Here is a 23341-nt window from a genome sequence, read left to right on the forward strand (position 1 = left end):
CCTAAATTGGGAAGACTAGCTTCAAGGAGGTTAACTACGACCTCTATCTATACAATTATTATCCCATAAGAAAGTGGGATAGAGAACAAAATGTAGTATTAATTACTACAACTATAATATACGAGGAGGTAACATGGGTAGAAAAAAAGTTTCTGAATATCCTTATACTATTCAAGAATTGAAGGAGATTACGATTCGCCAATTACAAGAAAGAGGCGTTGAGATAGAAGATATTTCAAAAATAGTGTTCACTTTACAAGAAAAATATTATCCGAATTTGACGATGCAATTGTGCACTGAAAATGTAGAGAGAGTTTTAGAAAAAAGAGAAGTGTTGCAATGCGTGTTAACGGGGATTGCAATCGACAAAGCTTGTGATAAGAAATTATTTGATGATCCTATTCAAAAAATTATCGAATCAGACGAAGGACTTTATGGAATTGATGAAGTGTTGGCTTTGTCAATAATCAACGTGTACGGTTCGATTGGATTTACTAATTTCGGGTATTTGGATAAGGAAAAGATCGGAATTATCAAAGAGCTAGATGTGGAGAAAACTGATTGCGTTAACACATTTTTGGATGATATAGTGGCTGCGATCGCAGCGGCTGCGGCAAGTAGGTTGTCTCATTCGAGATTTAAATAGGAGATTTTATGTATACGATAGATAACATAAACAAAAAAAGAAGATTGAAAAAAATTGACTTGGATTGTAGCCTTGAAATAGAAGAAGGTTACATATATTTGTTTACAGGTCACGATAAAAACATTGATGAATTGTTTGATATTTTAGGATCTTTTACAACTAAATACAATGGAGAATTCTTGTATGGTTTTGAAGAAAAAGAAAACGTCCTAAAGAATCCAAAACTAACTAATGAGGTTGAATTTTCAACATTTTTACAAGATTATAACTCATCGATGAAGGTGAAGAAGTATCTTAAATTAAAAAAGAAGTTGAATCCTTATTTCGACGAAGAATTTGTGGACTCTGTGCTAAAAGGATTTGCGATTGATGAATTTGCAAGACTAGAGGATTTGAAAGAGGATTACTGCAACATCGTGCTTATGACTGCGGCACTTGCTACGAATAAAAAGATAGTATTACTAAAAAATTTTGAAATAGTAGACAAAAAACTTTCTTTGGAATTCATAGATATAATGAAAAAACGTCAAGAATTAATCAGAAACACAATACTGATTTCAGCTCCAATTGCGGAGGAAGTATTTTTTGATTACTTGGTGTTGATGCAAGATGGTAGCGTTAAATTCAAGGATTCTAAGCACAACATACTTACAAAAGCAAATGTGGTTCGTGGACCTAAGGAAATCATTACTGCTATGAATTACAAAAGAATATTGACGAGAACTTCTGATGGATTAGAAGATGAAATCAAAATGTTCGATGAAATCAACGAAGATGAACGAATTTTACTTGAAAATAACGGCTGTGTAATCAAAAAATTACCATTAGACGAATTAATTACAATGATTGAGGAGGGAAATTATGAAAAGACTGTTAAAACAGAAGTTGTCGAATAGTTTGGCATACGCATTTTACACTCTTCTTGTATCTGTTGTAATATTAGCAATCATTGGAGGACTTTCCTACTTTAATATATGGAAATTCGATTTTGGAAAACTTCCACTATTCACATACGTTGTGCCGATGTTTTTATTCAACACTTTCTACTTTTTATTGGTAGCAAGTAAGGATTATTTCCAAGATTTTGGAATGAACATCGAATCATCTTATCACAGAAAACAAATCAAAAAAGCTATGATTTTTGAAAGAATTTTCAACGTTGTGTTGGTATTTGCAATTATAATTGGTGTAATTTATCTAACAAGAATTTTATCGGGATTTTTACATGCAAAACAAATCGAAATTTATTACGACAAGATTGGAATATTCACAAAAGGTTCATTGTTGTCATATATGCCAATAGTTTTTGTAATCACATCAGTGTGTAGCCTTGCATTGAATTCATTGATATTCTTAGCGTACAAATTCGGAGCAGTGAAAATATTCATATTATTTACTGCGATTGTTATTGCCTTGAATGTGTTCTTCTCAGAATATTTAATATCAGCATTCAAATTATTTAGTGGACTTAACATGTATATCTATTTGGGAGTTGGAGTAATAGCACTTATATTGTCTGTATTATTTACCAACTTCATCAAAAGTTTAAATGTAAAATAGAGGAGATGGCTCGGAATAATCCGAGCTTTTTTTATATGAGAAATATTTATAAATCAAAAATAGGAAATATTCTTATCGAAAGTGACGGAAAAAATATAACAAAATGTGAATTCACAGATTTTTTTGTAGAACAGGGGACTGATGAAATAATTGAAAAATGTAAGAATTATTTGGACGATTATTTTTCGGGTAAGATTACAGGACAATTTGACGATATATTAATTGACAAATCAGATTATGCAACTAAGATATTGAAATTAGTATGTGAAATTCCGTATGGAACAACTGCGACATACACCGACATCAAAGAAAAATACGAAAAAATTTACAACACAAAAACATCAGCAAGAGCAGTTGGAAGAGCTGTTGACTCAAATGATTTGATGATTTTAGTACCTTGTCACAGAGTGATCGGAAAAAACAATGAGCTCACTGGATATAAATTTGGTATAGAAAAGAAAAAGTATTTATTAGATTTGGAACAAAATCACAAACCTTCTGTAAATATTTGAGCAATGTTTACGAAATTGCAACAAATGTTTTCAAGCGATTTTTAAGATATTTATCGTGATATAATATAGAAAAGCAGGAGGAAATTATGAGGTTAGATATTTTTAAATCGAAACTAAAAAACTTACAGAAAACAATCAAACTATATCCGATAGTATTGTTTTCCATATTTGTCGCTACAATATTTGCAATTATAGGGATATGGAATATTGAAGTTGGAGCATTTAATAGTACATTAACAGCTGATTTACTTATTTCTTCACTTTATTTTGCGATGAGCTACATGATTGTAAAGCTGATAATCACTGACAGAAATATAGAAATCACCAAGGGCAAAAAAGCTTTGGTATATACAATTGTTTCAGTGATTATGGGATTAGTATGCTATTTGCTAATAATAAAGGTAGATAAGTCCTTCGTACTTAGAAATCAAATCACGGAAATGGGATTATTTGTGACGCTTTTTGTCGGAATGTTTATCGCAGGTCACTTTAATAAGAAAAATGACTATGCCGACTACGCAGTTAAAATCGTTTTATCAATAATAGAATCGTTGATTTATTGCGTGACGATATTTATAGGAATTGTTGCGATTTTATTCACGACAAAAGAACTTTTTAAGCTACAATTTAATCTTAGTAATGTCGTAGTATCATGTGCAGCGGTAATTTTCCTATTGCTAAATGCATCTATAATTTTATCCAAATTCCCGTTGAAATATAGTGACGAAAATCTAAGAATCAAATGGCTTTTGCCTTTTAAGTTTTTATTTACGAGAATTATTGCTCCGATATTTTTGATATACGGTTTTATTTTACTTCTATATATAATAAAGGTAGTAGTTTTAAAGACGATACCTAACAATATCATCACAAATCTTATTTTGTGGTATGGATTGCTTTCAGTAGTTGTCTTGTTCATATCAAAAACTGTAGAAGACAAATTCATAAATGTTTACAATAAAATTCAACCTATAATATTATTGATACTTTCAGTTATGATGTTTTACTCAATAGGAATCAGAATATCATATTATGGAGTTACAGAAGAAAGATATCTTGTTGTAATTGGCGGAGTTTTTATTGTAATATCAATGATTTACTATTTATTCTTCAACAAGAAGACATACATCACGATACCTACAACTCTGTTGATATTAACTTTGATATCATCAGTTGGACCAGTTTCTGCATACAATATAAGTAAAATTAATCAAAAAAACCGATTGGAAAAAATGTTAATTGAAGAAAATCTTCTTGTAAATGGCGAAATAAAACCACAAAAAAATATAAATCCAGCTAAAATAAAGGAAATAAAAGATAAGCTTGACTATTTTACAAGAAAACATTCAGCAAAAGAATTGGCTTTTTTGAATGAAAAATTCACAACTTCGGAAATAAATATGAAAAGAGTATTTGGGTTTAGAGGCGATGAATTTGAATCTTTGTATGGTAAAAATAGATTTTATGCAAACAATAAATTAGAAATTGATACAACAGGATACGATAGACTTCTAGAAAACATAGTATTCGAATACGATTTTACTAATCAAAGTATAAACAACACAGGAAATCCAGAAGTTACGTTTTCTAAAAAATCAAACGTAATTGTTATACAATACAAAGGCAAAAAAATAGGCAAACTTAATATCGAAACATTCAGAAACAAGTTAGAAGATTTCTGGAATGAACAAGGCCCTGATATTGACACGGAAAATCCTGATTTATCCATTGTAGATGAAGGTGTGATTGGCGAAACTAAATATAAAACTATACTTGAAAGAGTGGATAGTTTTTATGATAGCGGACAAAAAATGACTTATCAAATCAAATGTTTGTACACAAAATAATTGAATAATATTCTTTACAAAAAATTATCAAGTGTTATAATAAATCTGTATTTTAACAAATTAATTATTGTAGATTGAGGAGAAAATTATGTATAATTTTAACTGTGATTATCTAGAAGGAGTTCATCCAAATATCATAAAAGCACTTGAAGAAACCAACATGGTTCAACAACAAGGATATTGCAACGATGAATACACTCATCAAGCAGAAGAACTTATCAAAAAAAAGATTTCTGATCAAGACGTTTACTTCTTACATGGATCAACAGCTTGTAACAAACTTGTTATCAAAACATCGCTAAGACCTTTCGAAAGTGTTATCGCATGTGATAATTCGCACATTAATACATTAGAAACAGGGGCTATTGAAGATATTGGTCACAAAATAGAAATAGTAGAAGATGAAGATGGATTATTAATTCCAGAAGTAATAGATAAGTTTGTATCAGAAAGAATGAATGATCCTGCATATTTTCACAAACCAATTCCAAAAATGGTTTACATAACCAATTCATCGGAATCTGGAACAATCTACACTAAAGAAAGACTTATGGAAATAAAAAAAGTCTGCGACAAACATGGACTGTATTTATTCATGGATGGTGCTAGACTTGCATATGCATTAGCCGCAAAAAACAACGACCTAACATTAAAAGAAATTTGTGATATTGTCGATGCGACATATGTCGGAGGAACAAAATGCGGGGCTATGTTTGGAGAAGCATTGATATTAAACAACGATGACTTCAAGCTTCATTTTAAAAACTACATCAAAGGCTCTGGAATGTTGATTGCTAAATCCAGATTTTTGGGAATTCAATTTAGAGAGCTATTTACTGACGATTTAATTTTCAAATTAGCTGAAAAAGCAGATGAACAGGCTGACAGAATCAGACGAAGATTAAAAGAACAAAACTATGTGTTAGCTACTCAATCTACTACCAATACAATATTCGTAAATATGGATTATGAAAGATATCACAGATTAAAACATAAATATAATTTTTGCGAAAATTACAAAACAGATGATTACATAAATGTAAGAATTTGTACATCATGGTCTACGGAAGAGCACATGGTAGATGAATTGATAAATGACTTATAAAATTGCGACCTTAAATGGTCGCTTTTTTGATAGAGATTTTTTAAAAATAAAAAAATATTACAAAAAAGTTACAATGATTTACAAAAAACTACTAAATGCTTTTATGGTGTAAATACCTAAAATATCTAATCTTTTATTTGCTTAAATTCGTTTATTAATCTTTTTGCGCAAAAAAACATAAAAAAGCCACTGAAAAATATAAAAATATTTCACTCAAGGTAGATGTGATAACCAATATCAAATAATAAATTCATGAAAACAATATTTCAACAAAATAGTGATTATTACGAAATGTTTACAATTAAGCAAAGATAAATTAAAACGAAAAATTTTAGAAAAAATCCTAACAAGACAATAAAATAACAATTTAATATTAAAATATTTTGAAAAAACGATGATTATGTTATCATTTTCATAAATTCATGTTATAATGAAATTACGAAAAAAGTGAATGCTTGAACTTATATATTTTAAAATATGTATTCACGATTAATTCGGATTTTCTCATAAAGATTAAAATATTTAAGGAGGAATTGTAAATGAGAAACAAGAAAAGGTTTGTTGCCTTGATGTTAGCCGGCCTTATGGTTGCTGGTACAGCATGTGGAAATGGAGGCTCAAAAGGTGGAGCTAAGGGAGAAAACACAGTATACAATACTTTTGTAGCTGCCGATCCTGACTCTATCGATGCTCAAAAAGGTAGTGACGCTTATGGAAATACAATCGTAAATAATGTATATGAACCACTTATCAGATTAGTTCAAAACGACGATTTAACATTGAAACCAGAAGCAGCGGCAGCTAAAGAATGGAAAGTTTCTGAAGATGCTATGACTTATACATTCACATTACGTGACGGCTTGAAATGGGATGATGGTCAACCATTAACTGCTAAAGACTTTGAATATGGTATTAAAAGAACTGCAGACCCTAAGACAGGTTCTGGTTCATCATTCTTGTTAGCTGATATACTTAATTTCCAAGAAGTTAACTCAGGAAAAGCTCCATTAGATAAATTAGGAGTTAAAGCTCTTGATGATAAAACATTGGAAATCAAATTAAGCGCTCCAGCACAATATTTCATTAACATCGTACCTTTCAGAGTAATGTTCCCACAAAGAAAAGACATAGTTGAAAAAAACGGTGAACAATTTGGTTCTGAAGCTAATACAATCGTAGGTTGCGGACCTTTCAAATTAACTGAATGGAGTCATAACTCTAAGTTAGTTCTTGAAAAGAACAAAGACTACTGGAACAAAGACAAAGTTAAATTAGAAAAAGTAAACATTAGAGTATTAACTGATGAAAACACTAGAATGAATGCTTTCCAATCTGGGGAAATCATGAGTGTAGGTACTAACAAACCAGAATGGACATCTAAGTTTGACAAGAGAGAAGGAACTAAGACTCAAAAAGTGGACCTTCCAGCAGTAGATTACTTCGCAGTTAACCACCAAGATAAATTATTCAAGAACAAAAAAGTTAGACAAGCATTCAACATCGCTTTAGACAGAGAAGGCTTCAACAAAACAGTTCTTAAAGGAAAATCAGAACCAGCTTATTTCTGGGTTCCAAAAGCTATTACAATTAACGAATTGAAATACAGAGAAATGGCAGGTAACCCTGTTAAAGAAATGGCTGACAAATTAGGCGATCCAAAAGCTTTATTATCTGAAGGTCTTAAAGAATTAGGAATGGATCCAGATCCATCTAAATTAGAAGTAAGCTTAATTATGACTAACTCACCAGAATTAAAGAAATCCGGTGAATATTTCCAACAAAACTTCCAAAACAAACTTGGTGTTAAGGTTAAATTGGAAATGATGGAATGGGCTATCCTTTCTGGTAAAATCAACAAAGGTAATTACCAAATGGGATATTTAGCATGGACTGCTGACTACAACCACCCATCAGCAATGATGTCTCTATTCACTTCAAGTGCTAACGCAGTTAGAACTGGATGGAAGAGCGAAGAATACGATAAATTAATCAGAGATGCTGCCAAAGAAAAAGACGAAAACAAACAAGTAGAATTGTATAAGAAAGCTGAACAAATCCTAGCTGATGAAACAGTTATTATTCCAATCATTTCTGGTACTACTAATATTTACTACCAAGACTATGTAAAACATATTAACTTAAACCAATTCTCAACAGCAGGATATAAAGACACTTATTTAGAAAAAAAATAAAATAACTAGTAGCAAATGGCAGGCTGTTACAAATAATTTGTAACAGCCTACTAATTGTATATAGGAGGACTCATGTTAAAATATCTTATAAAGAGAATCTTGTACATGGTGCTTACATTATTTGTAATCACAACAGCAACATTCTTCTTGATGCATAACATTCAAGGGGATCCATTGTCTGCTATGGGTAAAACTCTTCCAGAGCAAACAATCAAAAACTACAAAGCTAGATACGGTTTGGATAAACCAGTATCAACACAATATGCAATATTTTTAAAAAATGCATTACATGGAGATTTAGGCGCTTCATACAAATATCCAGGTAGAGAAGTTAAGACTACTATAGCTCAAACCGCTCCAGTATCTGGAAGAATTGGTGGACAAGCCATGGTAATAGGTATTACAATTGGTATTATTTTTGGTATTCTTGCTGCCTTAAACAGGGGTAAAGTGCCAGATTATATTATCAGCGTATTGGCTATTTTGGGTATTACGATACCTGTATTTATTTTGGGGGCTCTTTTACAATACGCTTTCGCAGTAAAACTAAACTGGTTTCCAACATCTGGATATGGAGACGAAATCAAGTATACAATTTTGCCTTCAATAGCATTATGCTTTGGCTCAATAGCTACTTATGCTAGATACATGAGAAGTAATGTATTGGAAGTTTTAAACGAAGACTACATACTAACTGCAAAAGCAAAAGGTGTATCAGGCTTCAATGTAATTAGAAAACACGTATTCAGAAATGCTATACTTCCTATCATCACGATAATAGCTCCACAAATCGTTGGTATTTTTACAGGATCTTTCATTATTGAAAGTATGTATTCTATACCAGGTTTAGGAAGTTACTTTGTAAACTCTATAACTGCCAGAGATTATCCTATGATTATAGGTACAACAATATTCTATGCATTTTTGTTCTTAGTCTCTCAATTAGTTGTAGATATCTTATACGGAATAGCAGATCCAAGAATTAAAATTGTAGATTAGGGGATTAGTATGGAAAAAATAGATCAAAGCAAATTTCAAAGACTTTCAGATGAAGATAGAACTTCTGAATTTATAGCAAGACCTGTAGTTACATACTGGTCTGACGCTTGGAGAAGATTTAAAGAAAACAAGGCAGCTTTAGTTGCGTTCATTATATTAGTATTTTTAATTGTAATGGTTATCATCGGACCGATGTTAACTGGATATTCTCATGAAGAATTAGTGGGAGAAATTAACTTAACACCAAACTCAAAATTCTGGTTCGGTACTGACGAACTTGGAAGAGATATATTCACAAGAATTTGGAGAGGTGGTAGAATTTCTATCATAATAGGTCTTGCAGGTGCTATTATTGGTACTGTAATTGGTTCTATCTATGGTGCAGCTTCTGCGTTCTTTGGTGGAAAAGTTGATACAATAATGATGAGAATTGTAGAAATATTGATTTCTATACCTTACCTATTATTAGTAATCATTTTAAGATTAGCTTTAAACTCAAATGGTGTAGGAACACTTATTTTAGCCATGACTATCACAGGATGGTGTGGTCTTGCAAGACTTGTAAGAGGTCAAATTCTTTCATTAAAAGAACAAGACTATATCATGGCAGCTCGTGTATTGGGAGTAAGCAACAAAGATATCATTATCAAACACCTTATTCCAAATACTTTGAACGTAATACTTGTATCAATTTCATTTGATATTCCAGGATATATATTCGGTGAAGCTTTCTTAAGTTACTTAGGACTTGGTGTACAACCTCCAGAAACTTCTTGGGGACTTATGTGTTCACAAGCTCAACAAGTATTCCAATTTTATCCTTATCAATTGTTTTTCCCAGCTCTAATGATCGGGTTAACAATGCTTTCATTTACTTTGTTAGGTGATGGTTTGAGAGATGCGCTTGACCCTAACCTTAGACAGTAGGAGGAAAAAACATGAGCAAGAATAAATACAAAGATGTAGATGAATTAAAAAAAGAACAAAACCTTTCAGAAGAAACATTAGTTGAAGAAACTGTAATTAATGAAAATAATGAAGTAGAAACTACAACTAAATATGTTTCCTCTGAAGTTGTAGAAGATAAAGTTAACGAAGAAAATAATATGAACGAAAAACAAAATTTATCAGAAGAACTCACTAGAACTGCAAGAATACCTAAAGACTACACTAACAGACCAAAAGTAATTGAAATAGATAATTTAAATGTATCTTTCAATACTTATGCTGGCGAAGTAAAGGCTGTAAGAGGCGTAAGTTTTGACATCTACGATGGAGAAGCTTTGGCTTTAGTAGGTGAATCTGGATGTGGTAAAACAGTAGTAAGTAAATCTATACTTCAAATTTTACCTCAATCTGCAGTTATCAAAGAACCATCTTCAATTAAATATATGGATGAACAAGTTCTTAACATGGATAAGAAGAGATTAAGACAATACAAGGGTTCTGATGTATCAATGATATTCCAAGACCCTATGACATCTCTTAACCCAACTATGAAAATAGGTAAGCAAATTACAGAATCTCTTTTGTTACACACTGATTTATCAAAAGACGAAGCTAAAAAAGAAGCTATTAAATTATTAAAGGCTGTAAACATTCCTAACGCTGAAGAACGTGTTAAACAATATCCACACGAATTATCTGGTGGTATGAGACAAAGAGTTATGATTGCCATAGCATTGGCATGTAATCCAAATGTAATCTTGGCTGACGAACCAACTACAGCACTTGATGTAACTATTCAAGCACAAATCTTGGATTTGATGAGAGAATTGAGAGATACTAAAAACACTTCTATAGTTCTTGTAACTCACGATTTAGGTGTAGTAGCTGACTTTGCAGACAGAATTCAAGTAATGTATGCCGGTGAAATCATGGAAACTGGTACAGTTCAAGAAATATTCAAAGATGCACATCACCCATATACATGGGCATTGTTGATGAGCGTTCCAAGACTTGATTCATCAAAAGACAATGAATTGTATTCATTAGGTGGAACACCACCAGATTTATTGATGGAAATTCCAGGATGTCCATTTGCGGCAAGATGTGATTATGCAATGCAAATTTGTAGAGAAAAGAAGCCACCTGAAACTAGATATTCAGACCATCATGTTTGCAGATGTTGGTTAACACATGAACAAGCACCAAAAGTTGAAAGACCTTATTAGGAGTGAATTATGTCAGAAACTAAAGTAATAAAAGAAACGAACATAGATTATTCAAACAGAGAAGTGCTTGTTGATTTAGAAAACTTGGATAAGTTTTTCAAAGTTGGTAAAAACAAGACTTTAAAAGCTGTTGAAAATGTAAATTTAAAAATATATAAAGGGGAAACTTTCGGACTTGTAGGAGAATCTGGATGTGGTAAAACTACATGCGGAAGAACAGTTATTAATTTATATGAACCTACAAATGGTAAAGTTATATATGAAGGAAAAGATACTTCAAAATTGAGCGGTAAAGAAAGACAAGCTTTTAAGAAAAAAGCTCAAATGATTTTCCAAGACCCATATTCATCACTTGACTCTAAGATGACAATTGGTGATATCATTGGAGAAGGTATCAGAGTTCACTTCCCTGAAATGAAAGAAAAAGATATTCAAAACAGAATTACAGAATTATTAAAAACTGTAGGACTTAACGCTGAACACGGAGCTAGATTCCCACACGAATTATCTGGTGGACAAAGACAAAGAATTGGTATTGCCAGAGCTTTGGCGGTAGAACCAGAATTTATCGTATGTGACGAACCTATCTCAGCGCTTGATGTAAGTATTCAAGCACAAGTAGTAAACTTACTTATTGAATTACAAAGAGAAAAGAAATTAACTTATTTGTTTATTTCTCACGATTTATCAATGGTAAAACACATTTCAGATAGAATTGGAGTAATGTATTTAGGTAGTATGGTAGAAGTATCTTCAAACACAAAGATTTATCATCAACCACTTCATCCTTACACTAAAGCATTGATTTCTGCAATTCCTATTCCAGATCCTGATGTTTCAAGCGAAGGACGTGTTAAATTACAAGGTGAAATTCCTTCACCAATTAACGCACCAGAAGGATGTAAATTCTGTACAAGATGTAACTATGCAATGGAAATCTGTAAAACTGATAGACCAGTTCTACAAGAAATTGCTGATAAACACTTTGTAGCTTGCCACTTATTCGATAAAGGATTGGATGAAGGTATAAGAGCTATGAAAGAACAAGATGAAAAGCTTCAACGTACACCACAATCTGAAGTTCAAAAAAATGTTGAAGAAACAACAGCTGAACAAGAAATGGGCAAGAGATTAGATGATGAAGCACAAGCTAGAAACATCGATTCAACAGGAATGACAAAATAAATTATATTCCCCGCCATGTGCGGGGTTTTGTTTTGTCCAAAATTCAAACACAAAAACAAATATATGATAAAATAACCATTGGTGTTAAAATATAATTTATAATTACACCACAGTAAATTTGCTATGATATAATAAATCGAGAGGGGAATTATGATTAAAAATATAATATTTGATCTTGATGGTACTATTACGAATTCTTATGAGGGAATTGTAAATGCTGTTAAGTTTAGTTTGGATAAAATAAATTTCAAATACGATGAAAGTAAGCTTATATCTTTTATAGGTCCACCTTTAAAAGACAGTTATACGGAGTTGGGTTTTAGTGAAATTGAATCCAAAGAAAGAATTGAAGATTTCAGAGATTATTATTTCAAAAAAGGTATGAAAGAAATGGAACTCTACGATGGAATTGTAGAAACTATACACAAATTTTATGATGAAGGATATAAAATTTATTTGGCTACAAGTAAAGTTGAATCTTCAGCTAGGAAAATTTTATCAGATAATAATTTGTTGAAATATTTTTCATATACTGCTGGTGCGACTATGGATCAATCCAGAGTTGAAAAAGAGGATGTTATAGCTTATTTATTGGATAAGACTGGAATAAAGCCTGAAGAATCTATAATGGTTGGTGACAGACATCACGATATTGAAGGTGCTAAGATGAATAATATCAGGGCAATAGCAGCTGAATATGGATTTGGGAATAAAGAAGAATACGAAAACGCCGTATTTGTTGCACAAAAACCAACTGATATATACGATTATGTGATTAATAATAGGTGATTGAAATGGTAAATAATATAAAAAATAAAGTTATTTCTTTTTCAAATGAAAATGAAGAAGTTAGAAGTCTTATAGAAACTGGAAGAAGACTTAATCCTACTTTGAAAAAGGACGAAAACACTGATTACCACTTTGTTTTCGGCGTTAGTGATCTTGAAAAGTTTAAGGATTCACATTTCATTGAAAACTTATTCGGTGATGTGTTAATGTTAGAGAAATCTGATAAATTAACCTACACAAATAAAATTAATCCTCACAATATAAGCTACACTATAGTGCTGAGCGATATCTCAAAAGTCAGAATATTTTTTATAAAAGAAAACACGATGCAAGCTTATATTAATGAAGATAGCCAAGCGGAAATATTAGTAGACAAAGACCAAGTTTTAGTTGGCAATAGTACCAAATCAGATGTTTGTTTCAGACAATTAAAGCCAACTAAGCATGAATTTGAATCACTAGTCAATCAGATGTTCATAAATTCATTGAACGTAGCAAAGGGATTGTATAGAAAAGAAGAAATCTACGCTATTCAAATGTTTTATCATGTCAGAGAGAACGTAGATAAAATGACTGGTTACTATATTGGTAGTAATTACGACTTCAATGTTAATATAGGATACAATTACGAATATATCAAGACTTATCTTCCAAAAGATCATTACGAAAGATATTTGCAAACATATCCACTTCCTGAAATAGAGAATCTGTGGAGTACATTGTTCAAATCGTGTGACCTTTTTAGAAAACAAGGACTTCATGTCGCAGAGCTTCTGGGATATGAATATCCGAAGAGGGTTGACCGCGATATAATGCAAAAAATTAGAGATATATGGCAAAGATCATACGATTAAAAAAACTGGTTTTTATAAACCAGCTTTTTTTATCCCTTGAATATTTCCAAACCAAACATATCACACATATCGTTTAATCCTTGTAGGATTTCGTCACGACTGTAGTTTGATTTTTGAAGTTTTTCATCCGAAAGTCCTTTTAATTTGTCATAAAATCTCGTTGCGATTGTTGCGTACATAAGATTATTTGTTTCTAGCTTTTCGAACAAAATATTTTCAGCATCGTTTATTCTATCTTGTTCGATTAGATTTTCCAACAATCTTTCAAATTCGAACGAATCTTTTTGGTACTGTTCATTCTCATTTAATTTTCTATTTGTTTCCATATCTGTAAATAATTTTTGCAAAAATTCACTGACCACATTGATTTGTTTTAGTAGCCAATCGTTTGATTCTATCATATTATCACTCTTTCTAAATTTCTCTACTTATATTATACTAAATTTCTCAGTTTTGATATACTATTATTAGAATAAGATTATCGGAGAAAATTATGATTGTAAAATTAAAAAGAAATCCTAACGAAAAGGAAGTAAAAAAACTAATAGATTTTTTAAATGGACAAAATGTCAGAGTTGACGAAACTGTTGGCGATAGATACACGATTATTTCGTTAATAGGAGATACTTCAAGCATTGATGAAAAGCTAATATCACGCTTTGATATTGTGGACAAGGTTATTAGAATAGAAGAACCTTTCAGTAAGGCAAACAAGAAATACCATCCACAACCTAAAATTGTCGATGTAGATGGTGTAAAAATAGGTGACGGAAATTTCTGCGTCATGGCAGGGCCATGTTCTGTTGAAAGCGAGGAACAGATTATTACGATTGCTAAAAGCGTGAAGGAAAACGGAGCAAATATCCTTAGAGGCGGAGCTTTTAAGCCTAGATCTTCGCCTTATGCATTCCAAGGATTAGGCAAAAAGGGAATTGATTTGTTAATCCAAGCAAAAAAAGAAACTGGACTTCCAATTATTACAGAGATAATGGATTTGTCTGATTTGGATTATTTCAACGATGTCGATATGTTGCAAGTTGGAGCTAGAAATATGCAAAATTATTCCTTGCTTAAAGAGTTGGGACATTCAGATAAGCCAATTTTACTAAAGAGAGGTTTGAGTGCGACTTATAAGGAATGGATAATGAGCGCTGAGTACATTATGACTGGTGGCAACGAAAATGTCGTGTTGTGCGAGAGAGGAATTCGAACTTTCGAAACTTATACAAGAAACACTTTGGATATTTCAGCTATTTCTGTGATGAAGGAATTGTCACAACTTCCAATTATAATGGATCCATCACACGCGAGTGGTAAGTATACTTTGATCGAACCATTATCACTTGCATCGACTGCTGCAGGCTGCGATGGACTTATGATTGAAGTTCACAACGATCCAGAAAATGCGCTAAGCGACGGGCCTCAATCTGTAACTTGCGAAAGATTTAGAACTATAATGAGAAAAGTAAGGAAATTAAGGCAATGTATTCAGTAATAAATGTCAAAAATTACGATCTAATAGTTGGTCTTGATGCGTTGAATCAATCACGCGATTATTTGAAAAATTTCATAAAATCAAAGGCGATTATTATTACCGATGAAAATGTCGATAGGTATCACCACAAAACATTGGATATTTTATTAGATGAATTGGAGATTGAACATGAATTTTACGTTATAAAAACAGGAGAATCTTCCAAAAGTTTATCAGAGTACGAAAAAATAATGACTTACATGAGTATGTCTTATCACAGAAATGACACTGTGATTGCTTTTGGTGGAGGAGTCGTTGGAGATTTGGCTGGTTTTGTAGCTGCGACTTTTATGCGTGGGATTGATTTCATTCAAATTCCTACGACTGTTTTGTCAATGGTGGATTCATCCGTGGGCTCTAAAACTGGGATTGATTTGCCAACTGGGAAAAACTTAATTGGAGCGTTCAAAGATCCAAAGCTTTGCATTATTGATCCACTTTTGCTGAAAACTTTAGACGATTACGTGTTTGAAGATGGTTTCGGGGAAATTATCAAATACGCGATTTGTTTTGATGAAGAATTATTCGACATGATAAGTTCCAAAAGATACACCAAACAAAGCAATTTATCGGAAATTGTGGAGATTTGTGTGAGTATTAAAAAAGACATCGTATTAAAAGATAAGTTGGAACAAAATTTGAGAAGATTATTAAATTACGGGCACACATTGGGACATGCTGTCGAAAAATTGTCCGATTATAATGTTATGCATGGACATGCCGTGGCTTTCGGAATGAAGTGCATGGCGAAAGAATACAGCAAAGATTACAACAGAATCTTGGAAGTTTTGAAAATGTATAATTTGGATGATAATTACGATTATTCTGAGGAAGATGTCTATGAAGTTAGCCTTCGCGATAAGAAAAATACAAAAGACATGATTAGTTTGATAGTTTCCGAAGAAATCGGAGACTGTACGGTTTTGAGTATGAACAAATCTGATTACAAAAAGGTATTGAGTGATATTTATGAAGATTAAAACGGACAATTTACAAGGAACGGTGGACGCTATATCTTCCAAATCATTTGCACACAGGTTTTTGGTTTTAGCAAGTGTTGCAGATACCGATACAACAATTGTTATTAATGAATTCTCAAACGATATAATGACAACTATTGATTGTTTGAGAAATTTGGGAGTTGAAATCGACATAAACGAAAATGAAGTTACAGTTCATCCTTCGTTTTTTCAAAAAGATGTGTCTGACATTAATGTAAATGATTCGGGTTCAACTTTTAGATTTTTGCTTCCGTTGGTTAGTTTTTTGTCTCAAAAAACTAACGTAAAATGCACTGGTAGATTACAAGATAGGCCGATAAAAGAATTGATGGATCAATTGAAATTATCGGGGCTTACTTTTAGTGCAGATAAACTTCCTTTTACAGTTGATGGAACTTTTCATAAAATTGATTTCGAATTTCCTGGCGATGTATCCAGCCAATATATCTCTGCGATTATGATGATTGCACCACTTATTGGTGGCTGTGAAATCAAATTGACATCACAACTTGAATCCACAGGATATATCAAAATCACACAAGAATGTTTGAGATTATTTGGAGTAGATTCCGAGATTTTATTTGATAAAGTAATCGTAAAACCAGGGGCTTTAAAATCACCAGGAGAAATTATCGTAGAAGGAGACTGGTCAAACGCAGCGTTTTTCTTGTGTGCAAATGAATTAGGTGCAGATATAAACGTTCAGAACTTAAACATGGACTCAGTTCAAGCAGACAGAAAAATAGTTGAATTATTAGAAAAAATAAATAACAACAGAGATTACTGTGAAATAGATATATCACAAACACCAGATTTATATGTAATTTTGGCAGTGGTTTTGTCTCAAAAATGCGACAAATCGGTTCTAAAAAACGCTAAAAGATTGAGGTTAAAAGAATCGGATAGAATTCAATCAACTTACGATATGCTACAATCATTCGGTATAAACTGCAAAATAGACGGAGATGATTTAATAATTTATGAATCAGAAATGAAACCGGCTGTTATAAATTCTTGTGATGATCACAGAATTGTAATGGCTGCAGCAATAGCGTCTATCATTACGAAAGAAGTTGAAATCAAAGATTGGCAAGCTGTGAAGAAATCTTATCCATCATTTTTTGAAGAAATAGAAAGGTTGGGTAGCGATGTCAACTATAGGTAAATTAGTTAAGTTAACCGTATGGGGAGAATCGCATGGCTCAATGATTGGTGGCGTGATTGATGGAATTGATCCAGGAGTCAAAATCGACCACGAAAGATTGAGAGCACACATGAAAAGAAGATCTCCCGGTAAATCTAACACGACACTTAGAAAAGAATCCGATGAGGTTGAGTTCGTATCGGGGATATTGAATGATACAACAACGGGTGCTCCATTATCTTTTGTGATTAAAAATTCAAATCATCACTCAAAAGATTACACAAATATCTACAATACGCCAAGGCCATCGCATGCGGACTATCCAGCAATTGTTAGATACAATGGTTTCAACGATATCAATGGAAGTGGACATTTTTCTGGAAGATTAACTGCAGTGATTAACGTGGCAGGATTTATTGCAAAAGAAATTTTGAAGCAACACGATATTTATGTGTTCAGTCACTTGTATTCACTCGGTGATATTGTAGATGAAAGATTTGATGATTTAAAATTTACAGACTACAGTTACTTGAAAAATAAAAAAATCGAAGTAATAAACGATGAAATAATCGATAAAATAGACAAGAAGATAGAAAGTTTAAGAGATAGAAAAGATTCCGTTGGATCAAGTGTCGAAACTGTTGTGTATAATTTGAGATCGGGAGTTGGAGATACGCTTTTTGATTCGATTGAATCTAGATTGTCACAAAGCTATTTTGGAATTGGAGCAGTAAAATCGGTTGAATTTGGTTTGGGGAAATCATTCGACAAATCAAATGCATCTGTTGTGAATGACTGCTATTATATAGAAAACGAACAAATTAAAACCAAAACGAATTATAACGGTGGAATACTGGGAGGAATTTCGACGGGAATGCCGATAATTTCCTTGGTTACGATCAAACCACCAGCATCGATTGGGATAACACAAGATACGGTTGATTTGAGAAGTAGAACGAACACTACCTTGACTGTTGAAGGAAGACACGACCCAAGCATTGGTATCAGAGCCGTAAGCGTTATGGAGTCAATCACAGCTTTTGTGATTTACGATTTGTTAAAGGAGTATGGATGGAAAAATTTAGAAAAGAAATAGATAAAATTGATTCTGAAATCGCCGGATTATTAGAGAAAAGATTTGAGATTTGTTCTGAAATTGGAGATTTTAAATCAAAGAATAATATTGAGACAGAAGACAAATCGAGAGAAAAGGAAATATTTGAAAAAATAGAACAAACAAATTTAAAATACCGCGACAATATAAAGGAAGTTGAATCCAAAATTTTACTAGAATCAAAAAAAATTCAGGATAATTTGAAATGAAATACGGATTATTAGGAAAATCTTTAAAGCATAGTTATTCCAAAGAAATTCACGAACTATTAGGATACTACAAATACGAATATTTTGAAGAAGATGATTTGGATAAATTTTTCAAAAGAAAGGATATCAATGGAATAAATGTAACTATTCCGTACAAGGAAGACGTCATAAAATACTTGGACGAAATGAGTGAAGACGCGAAAAAAATCGGATGCGTAAATACGATTAAATTTTCTGATACTATCAAAGGATATAACACCGACATCGACGGAATGGAGTATATGATTAGTCGAATTGTCGATTTGAAAGGTAAGGAAGTAGTGATTTTAGGTGATGGTGCGACTAGTAAAACAGCCGTAGAGTGTGCGAAAAGACTTCAAGCAAGAACTATTAAAGTGATTTCACGAAAAGGTGAGCATAAGTTTGAAGATGTAGATTATTACAAAAAATGCGACGTTCTAATCAACGCAACTCCAGTGGGAATGTATCCGAATAATTTGAAATCAGTTATAAAATTAGGGAAAATCAGACCAGAAGCTGTGTTCGATGTGATTTATAATCCGAACAAAACTTCCCTTTTAATGGATTGTGATAGACTTAAAATTCCAAACGACAATGGTTTGCGAATGCTGGTGTATCAAGCTGTAAAAGCGTGTGAGATTTTTACTTCTAAAAAAATAGACGATGATGTTGTAGAAAATATCGTACAGAAAATTAGAACGAAAAATATGAATATTGCACTGGTTGGAATGCCTGGAAGTGGTAAAAGTACGGTTGCTAAAATCATCGCAAAAAACACTAACAAGAAACTTGTGGATATCGACAAAATCATCACGCAAAGATATGGAAATATTAATGATATATTTGCAGTACAAGGCGAAAAATATTTCAGAAAAATAGAGTCTGAAGTTTTAGAAGAATTTTCCAAAAAAAAGAACTTGGTTATCGCAACTGGTGGAGGGGCTGTAACTATGAAGAAAAATTTTTATTATCTTCATCAAAATTCAGTTGTTTATTGGATTGACAGACCGAACAGGAAACTATCCAGAAAAAACAGGCCGATTTACAAAACGAATACTATGCGTGAGATTAGACAAAACAGAAATTATTTGTATCGAAGATTCAGTGACAAGTACTTCAACAATTACAACGCAAAAACAACTGCCAAATTAATCGTGGAGGATTTCAATGAAACTATATATTATTAATGGGCCAAATTTGAATATGCTTGGTATAAGAGAGCCTGAAATTTACGGGAAGTTGACATTACAAGACATTGAATCCAAGATAAACTTATACTGCGCAAAAAATCAAATTGACGTAGAGTTTTATCAATCAAATCACGAGGGAGAAATCGTGGATATTATTCAAAGTGCATATAAAAAAGCAGATGGAATAATCATCAATCCTGCAGCATACACGCATACTTCTGTTGCTATTTTGGATGCACTGAAAGCTGTAGATGTAGACACAGTTGAGGTGCATCTATCAGATGTAGATGAAAGAGAGGATTTCAGAAAACTTTCTTACGTGTCACTTTTTGCTAAAAAAGTTATCAAAGGAAAAGGAGCAGATGGATATATTGAGGCTATCGATTTTTTCTTAAATAGAATATAATATAGGTATGAAAAATCAAGGAGGAGTAATGGACGAATTACAAAAACGTGGTTTATTTAATGAACACGGAGATATTGAATTATCAAAGAGAAAAATAATTAATGGCAATACTACTAATTTGAACGATTTTAACAACATAAAATACTCTTGGACAAGTGAATGGTACAGACAAGCTATGAATAACTTCTGGATTCCAGAAGAAATCAACTTGAATCAAGATATCAAAGATTACAGAAATTTATCGGAAGACGAAAAGATTGCTTACGACAAGATTTTATCGTTTTTGATTTACTTGGATAGTTTACAAACTGCACAACTTCCAAATTTGGAAGCATACATCACTGCTAATGAAATAAACTTGTGCTTATCTATTCAAGCATTTCAAGAATCTATTCACTCACAATCTTACAGTTATATTTTGGATACCATTTGTTCTCCAGAAGAAAGAACAGACATATTGTATCAATGGAAAGATGATGAGTTTTTGTTAGAAAGAAACAGATTTATTGGAGATCAATACAACGACTTTTTTGAAGAAAAAAGCGAACGAAACTTCATGAAAGCTCTCATCGCAAATTATATCTTGGAAGGAATTTACTTCTATTCTGGATTTATGTTCTTTTATAATTTGGGAAGAATGGGCAAAATGCCGGGAACTGTACAAGAAATCAGATACATTAACAGAGATGAAAACACTCACTTGTGGTTGTTCAGATCGATGATTTTAGATTTGAAAAAAGAACGTCCAGAATTATTTACTGAAGAAAAAAATGCACAATACAAAGAAATGATAAAACAAGGTTCAGAAGCTGAAATTGAATGGGCAAAATACGTTATCGGTGAAAAAATCCAAGGGTTGTCCATCAAAATGGTTGAAGATTACATCAAATACTTGGGTAATTTGAGATCAACAGGACTTGGTTTTGGAGTTATCTATCCAGGTTATGAGAGAGAAATCCCTTCAATGAAATGGGTAAGCGAATATTCTGACCCAAATAAAATCAAGACAGATTTCTTCGAAGCAAAACCATCAGCTTATTCGAAGTCAGCGATAATAGAAGACGATTTATAAAATATACCCGGCATTTTTATACAGGAAATGCCGGATTATTTAATTTAAGCATATGAAAATACAATTAGAAGACAAAAGATATCAAAAAGAGTGCATAGATATTTTTACGATATTTGATTCCAAACAAAATCTAGAATTTGGTAAAAGTGATTTTGTCGTAGGAAAAGATTACGTGAAAAAAGAGAAAACTTATCCATTCACTACAAGATTAGAACTAAAAAGAATACTCTATACCATATTTTCAAGAAGATACAATTATACAAATGATTGGGGAATATTAACTGGAACGAAACCATCTAAGATTTTGAAAAATCATACAGACGAAGAATTAAAACAAATGTATTTAATTAATGATGAGAATTTGAAATTACTTAGAGATATAGACGAGGTTCAGTCTAGTTTAGATTTTGATGAGGAAAACTACAACATTTACATCAATATTCCTTTTTGCCCGAGCAGATGCGATTATTGTTCCTTTCCTACTATTGTTTACAAAAACAACGACAGAAGAGAAGAATACTTGGGGTATCTATTAAAAGAAATAACCGAAGTCTCAAAAAATATCGACAAAAACATAATTAAAACAATTTATGTTGGGGGTGGAACTCCGACTAGTTTAGACTACACAATGCTAGAAAAATTATTGAAAGTTATTGAAAACTGTTTTGTGTCAGAAAACTTGGTTGAATACACATTTGAAGCGGGACGAGAAGATAGCTTGGACTTTGACAAGCTAAAATTGTTAAAAAAGTACAACGTGACAAGAATTAGCTTGAACCCACAAACTTTTAACGAAAAAGCACTGAAAGCTATGGGAAGGATTCAAAATAATGAGAACTTACTTGATTTGTACACTCAAGCCAAAAACTTGGGATTTGTGATAAATATGGATTTCATACTTGGATTATTATACGATGATGTGAACAATACAGAAAAAAACCTCGAAATTCTAAGACAGCTACAACCTGATAATATAACTTTTCACACACTGTCGATAAAAAAAGGAAGTAAATACTCACAACAATACGACAAGGGAAATTTTAAAGAAAATATTGCTGAGGAACAAATGCAATTGATAAAAAAATGGACATTTCAAAATAATTACCGTCCGTATTATTTATATCGTCAGAAAAATATTCTGAATAACATGGAAAATATCGGATATTGCAAAGACATTCCTTCCAGATACAATATCGTAATCAATGAAGAATTAGAAAGCATAATAGGATTTGGAATGACTGCTAATTCTAAAATCATAAAAGATGATATAATAAAATACACAAACTACAAAAATTTAAGAGATTATTCAGAAAAATTAGACGAAATAATAAAAAGAAAGGTGGAAATCATCAATGGGTGAACTAAAGAAAAGAGAAGAATTCAAATCGGATAAAAGTAGAGTTTTCCAAACGATAAAAGATAGATTGTTAGACAATTCAAAACCAACAGGAGTTGAAAATCAGTACGTAATAGATAACTTAGGAGTTACAATGACTTACACTATAAAAGAAATCGTTGAAAACGAAAAAATGTACATCGATTTAAACTCCAAAAGCATAGATGGATATTTGAATTTTGATTTTGGAGATACAAATTCAGGAAGTTTTGTGGATGTTGATATGAAACTTCACAACAAATCATTATTCGGCGGATTGATGAATTTCGTAATGGATGTGGAAAAACTAGAGAATAAATTAGTGTATGAATTGAAAAAGGAATTGGGAGAATTGTAGAACATCAATGTTTTTAATTGAATAATATATGACATAGTCCTCATGATTGTAATT

General features: G+C 32.1%; 24 protein-coding genes. 23 read left to right on the forward strand and 1 reads right to left on the reverse strand.

What is annotated here, in order from left to right; all coding sequences use genetic code 11:
* Positions 1-133 precede the first annotated feature (133 nt).
* From ACU68W_RS06870 to ACU68W_RS06930, 13 genes are all read left to right on the forward strand, one after another.
* Positions 134-646 (forward strand): phosphatidylglycerophosphatase A family protein, encoded by a 513-nt coding sequence (locus ACU68W_RS06870; protein ID WP_012290931.1) that lies wholly within the window; start codon positions 134-136, stop codon positions 644-646.
* Between the two features lie 8 nt (positions 647-654).
* On the forward strand, positions 655-1542 hold the full coding sequence (locus tag ACU68W_RS06875) for an ABC transporter (RefSeq protein ID WP_316511253.1): 888 nt from the start codon (positions 655-657) through the stop codon (positions 1540-1542).
* The gene (locus ACU68W_RS06880; RefSeq protein ID WP_242428030.1) at positions 1508-2206 is read left to right on the forward strand and encodes a hypothetical protein; all 699 of its coding nucleotides are present in this window, start codon (positions 1508-1510) and stop codon (positions 2204-2206) included. Before ACU68W_RS06875 ends, ACU68W_RS06880 begins: the two co-directional genes overlap by 35 nt.
* Positions 2207-2241: 35 nt before the next feature.
* On the forward strand, positions 2242-2718 hold the full coding sequence (locus ACU68W_RS06885; protein WP_446756319.1) for a methylated-DNA--[protein]-cysteine S-methyltransferase: 477 nt from the start codon (positions 2242-2244) through the stop codon (positions 2716-2718).
* Positions 2719-2804: 86 nt separating this feature from the next.
* Positions 2805-4565 carry a DUF4153 domain-containing protein gene (locus ACU68W_RS06890; RefSeq protein WP_446756320.1) on the forward strand — a complete coding sequence of 587 codons (1761 nt, stop codon included), beginning with the start codon at positions 2805-2807 and terminating at the stop codon, positions 4563-4565.
* 88 nt (positions 4566-4653) lie between these two features.
* Positions 4654-5670 carry a threonine aldolase family protein gene (locus tag ACU68W_RS06895; RefSeq protein WP_446756321.1) on the forward strand — a complete coding sequence of 339 codons (1017 nt, stop codon included), beginning with the start codon at positions 4654-4656 and terminating at the stop codon, positions 5668-5670.
* 539 nt (positions 5671-6209) lie between these two features.
* Positions 6210-7862, forward strand: a complete 1653-nt coding sequence (locus ACU68W_RS06900; protein ID WP_094223721.1) for a peptide ABC transporter substrate-binding protein — start codon at positions 6210-6212, stop codon at positions 7860-7862.
* Positions 7863-7934: 72 nt separating this feature from the next.
* Positions 7935-8861 carry an ABC transporter permease gene (locus ACU68W_RS06905; protein WP_094223720.1) on the forward strand — a complete coding sequence of 309 codons (927 nt, stop codon included), beginning with the start codon at positions 7935-7937 and terminating at the stop codon, positions 8859-8861.
* 9 nt (positions 8862-8870) lie between these two features.
* Positions 8871-9788, forward strand: coding sequence for an ABC transporter permease (locus ACU68W_RS06910; protein WP_094223719.1), 918 nt, complete (start codon positions 8871-8873; stop codon positions 9786-9788).
* Between the two features lie 11 nt (positions 9789-9799).
* Positions 9800-11035 carry an ABC transporter ATP-binding protein gene (locus ACU68W_RS06915; RefSeq protein WP_446756322.1) on the forward strand — a complete coding sequence of 412 codons (1236 nt, stop codon included), beginning with the start codon at positions 9800-9802 and terminating at the stop codon, positions 11033-11035.
* Between the two features lie 9 nt (positions 11036-11044).
* Positions 11045-12220 (forward strand): ABC transporter ATP-binding protein, encoded by a 1176-nt coding sequence (locus ACU68W_RS06920; RefSeq protein WP_094223717.1) that lies wholly within the window; start codon positions 11045-11047, stop codon positions 12218-12220.
* Positions 12221-12370: 150 nt separating this feature from the next.
* Positions 12371-13009 (forward strand): HAD-IA family hydrolase, encoded by a 639-nt coding sequence (locus tag ACU68W_RS06925; protein WP_094223716.1) that lies wholly within the window; start codon positions 12371-12373, stop codon positions 13007-13009.
* A 5-nt stretch (positions 13010-13014) separates the two neighbouring features.
* Complete coding sequence (locus ACU68W_RS06930; RefSeq protein WP_446756323.1) at positions 13015-13863, forward strand: aminoglycoside 6-adenylyltransferase; 849 nt, start codon at positions 13015-13017, stop codon at positions 13861-13863.
* 29 nt (positions 13864-13892) lie between these two features.
* Here ACU68W_RS06930 and ACU68W_RS06935 read toward each other — a convergent pair whose 3' ends face one another.
* On the reverse strand, positions 13893-14264 hold the full coding sequence (locus ACU68W_RS06935; protein ID WP_278735533.1) for a DUF6483 family protein: 372 nt from the start codon (positions 14262-14264) through the stop codon (positions 13893-13895).
* A 92-nt stretch (positions 14265-14356) separates the two neighbouring features.
* Between ACU68W_RS06935 and aroF the strand changes: the two genes are divergently transcribed.
* The 10 genes from aroF to ACU68W_RS06985 are packed head-to-tail and all read left to right on the forward strand — an operon-like array spanning position 14357 to position 23287.
* A complete protein-coding gene (gene aroF, locus ACU68W_RS06940; RefSeq protein ID WP_110057792.1) occupies positions 14357-15358 on the forward strand; it encodes a 3-deoxy-7-phosphoheptulonate synthase in 1002 nt (333 codons plus the stop codon).
* Positions 15346-16377, forward strand: coding sequence for a 3-dehydroquinate synthase (gene aroB / locus ACU68W_RS06945; RefSeq protein ID WP_446756324.1), 1032 nt, complete (start codon positions 15346-15348; stop codon positions 16375-16377). Before aroF ends, aroB begins: the two co-directional genes overlap by 13 nt.
* Complete coding sequence (locus ACU68W_RS06950; protein ID WP_446756325.1) at positions 16367-17563, forward strand: 3-phosphoshikimate 1-carboxyvinyltransferase; 1197 nt, start codon at positions 16367-16369, stop codon at positions 17561-17563. Before aroB ends, ACU68W_RS06950 begins: the two co-directional genes overlap by 11 nt.
* Positions 17547-18638, forward strand: coding sequence for a chorismate synthase (gene aroC, locus ACU68W_RS06955; RefSeq protein ID WP_446756326.1), 1092 nt, complete (start codon positions 17547-17549; stop codon positions 18636-18638). The genes ACU68W_RS06950 and aroC overlap by 17 nt, the downstream gene beginning before the upstream one ends.
* A complete protein-coding gene (locus tag ACU68W_RS06960) occupies positions 18614-18865 on the forward strand; it encodes a chorismate mutase (protein ID WP_094204009.1) in 252 nt (83 codons plus the stop codon). The genes aroC and ACU68W_RS06960 overlap by 25 nt, the downstream gene beginning before the upstream one ends.
* Complete coding sequence (locus tag ACU68W_RS06965; RefSeq protein WP_094223710.1) at positions 18862-20073, forward strand: shikimate kinase; 1212 nt, start codon at positions 18862-18864, stop codon at positions 20071-20073. Before ACU68W_RS06960 ends, ACU68W_RS06965 begins: the two co-directional genes overlap by 4 nt.
* The gene (gene aroQ / locus ACU68W_RS06970) at positions 20054-20482 is read left to right on the forward strand and encodes a type II 3-dehydroquinate dehydratase (protein ID WP_094207468.1); all 429 of its coding nucleotides are present in this window, start codon (positions 20054-20056) and stop codon (positions 20480-20482) included. Before ACU68W_RS06965 ends, aroQ begins: the two co-directional genes overlap by 20 nt.
* Before the next feature lie 28 nt (positions 20483-20510).
* On the forward strand, positions 20511-21554 hold the full coding sequence (locus ACU68W_RS06975; protein ID WP_035109109.1) for a ribonucleotide-diphosphate reductase subunit beta: 1044 nt from the start codon (positions 20511-20513) through the stop codon (positions 21552-21554).
* A 52-nt stretch (positions 21555-21606) separates the two neighbouring features.
* Positions 21607-22914 (forward strand): coproporphyrinogen III oxidase, encoded by a 1308-nt coding sequence (locus tag ACU68W_RS06980; RefSeq protein ID WP_311437424.1) that lies wholly within the window; start codon positions 21607-21609, stop codon positions 22912-22914.
* Complete coding sequence (locus ACU68W_RS06985) at positions 22907-23287, forward strand: hypothetical protein (protein ID WP_002835162.1); 381 nt, start codon at positions 22907-22909, stop codon at positions 23285-23287. Before ACU68W_RS06980 ends, ACU68W_RS06985 begins: the two co-directional genes overlap by 8 nt.
* Positions 23288-23341: the final 54 nt, after the last annotated feature.

This window comes from Finegoldia sp. P2-F-LR (assembly GCF_052932265.1).

Excerpts from the sequence above, each read along its gene's own strand:
- aroQ (WP_094207468.1), top strand. The coding sequence starts at position 20,054 with ATGAAACTATATATTATTAATGGGCCAAATTTGAATATGCTTGGTATA.
- ACU68W_RS06880 (WP_242428030.1), top strand. The coding sequence starts at position 1,508 with ATGAAAAGACTGTTAAAACAGAAGTTGTCGAATAGTTTGGCATACGCA.
- ACU68W_RS06965 (WP_094223710.1), top strand. The coding sequence starts at position 18,862 with ATGAAATACGGATTATTAGGAAAATCTTTAAAGCATAGTTATTCCAAA.
- ACU68W_RS06915 (WP_446756322.1), top strand. The coding sequence starts at position 9,800 with ATGAGCAAGAATAAATACAAAGATGTAGATGAATTAAAAAAAGAACAA.
- ACU68W_RS06920 (WP_094223717.1), top strand. The coding sequence starts at position 11,045 with ATGTCAGAAACTAAAGTAATAAAAGAAACGAACATAGATTATTCAAAC.
- ACU68W_RS06875 (WP_316511253.1), top strand. The coding sequence starts at position 655 with ATGTATACGATAGATAACATAAACAAAAAAAGAAGATTGAAAAAAATT.
- ACU68W_RS06890 (WP_446756320.1), top strand. The coding sequence starts at position 2,805 with ATGAGGTTAGATATTTTTAAATCGAAACTAAAAAACTTACAGAAAACA.
- aroF (WP_110057792.1), top strand. The coding sequence starts at position 14,357 with ATGATTGTAAAATTAAAAAGAAATCCTAACGAAAAGGAAGTAAAAAAA.
- ACU68W_RS06885 (WP_446756319.1), top strand. The coding sequence starts at position 2,242 with ATGAGAAATATTTATAAATCAAAAATAGGAAATATTCTTATCGAAAGT.
- ACU68W_RS06985 (WP_002835162.1), top strand. The coding sequence starts at position 22,907 with ATGGGTGAACTAAAGAAAAGAGAAGAATTCAAATCGGATAAAAGTAGA.
- aroC (WP_446756326.1), top strand. The coding sequence starts at position 17,547 with ATGTCAACTATAGGTAAATTAGTTAAGTTAACCGTATGGGGAGAATCG.
- ACU68W_RS06930 (WP_446756323.1), top strand. The coding sequence starts at position 13,015 with ATGGTAAATAATATAAAAAATAAAGTTATTTCTTTTTCAAATGAAAAT.
- aroB (WP_446756324.1), top strand. The coding sequence starts at position 15,346 with ATGTATTCAGTAATAAATGTCAAAAATTACGATCTAATAGTTGGTCTT.
- ACU68W_RS06900 (WP_094223721.1), top strand. The coding sequence starts at position 6,210 with ATGAGAAACAAGAAAAGGTTTGTTGCCTTGATGTTAGCCGGCCTTATG.
- ACU68W_RS06935 (WP_278735533.1), bottom strand. The coding sequence starts at position 14,264 with ATGATAGAATCAAACGATTGGCTACTAAAACAAATCAATGTGGTCAGT.
- ACU68W_RS06905 (WP_094223720.1), top strand. The coding sequence starts at position 7,935 with ATGTTAAAATATCTTATAAAGAGAATCTTGTACATGGTGCTTACATTA.
- ACU68W_RS06980 (WP_311437424.1), top strand. The coding sequence starts at position 21,607 with ATGAAAATACAATTAGAAGACAAAAGATATCAAAAAGAGTGCATAGAT.
- ACU68W_RS06925 (WP_094223716.1), top strand. The coding sequence starts at position 12,371 with ATGATTAAAAATATAATATTTGATCTTGATGGTACTATTACGAATTCT.
- ACU68W_RS06975 (WP_035109109.1), top strand. The coding sequence starts at position 20,511 with ATGGACGAATTACAAAAACGTGGTTTATTTAATGAACACGGAGATATT.
- ACU68W_RS06870 (WP_012290931.1), top strand. The coding sequence starts at position 134 with ATGGGTAGAAAAAAAGTTTCTGAATATCCTTATACTATTCAAGAATTG.
- ACU68W_RS06895 (WP_446756321.1), top strand. The coding sequence starts at position 4,654 with ATGTATAATTTTAACTGTGATTATCTAGAAGGAGTTCATCCAAATATC.
- ACU68W_RS06910 (WP_094223719.1), top strand. The coding sequence starts at position 8,871 with ATGGAAAAAATAGATCAAAGCAAATTTCAAAGACTTTCAGATGAAGAT.
- ACU68W_RS06950 (WP_446756325.1), top strand. The coding sequence starts at position 16,367 with ATGAAGATTAAAACGGACAATTTACAAGGAACGGTGGACGCTATATCT.
- ACU68W_RS06960 (WP_094204009.1), top strand. The coding sequence starts at position 18,614 with ATGGAAAAATTTAGAAAAGAAATAGATAAAATTGATTCTGAAATCGCC.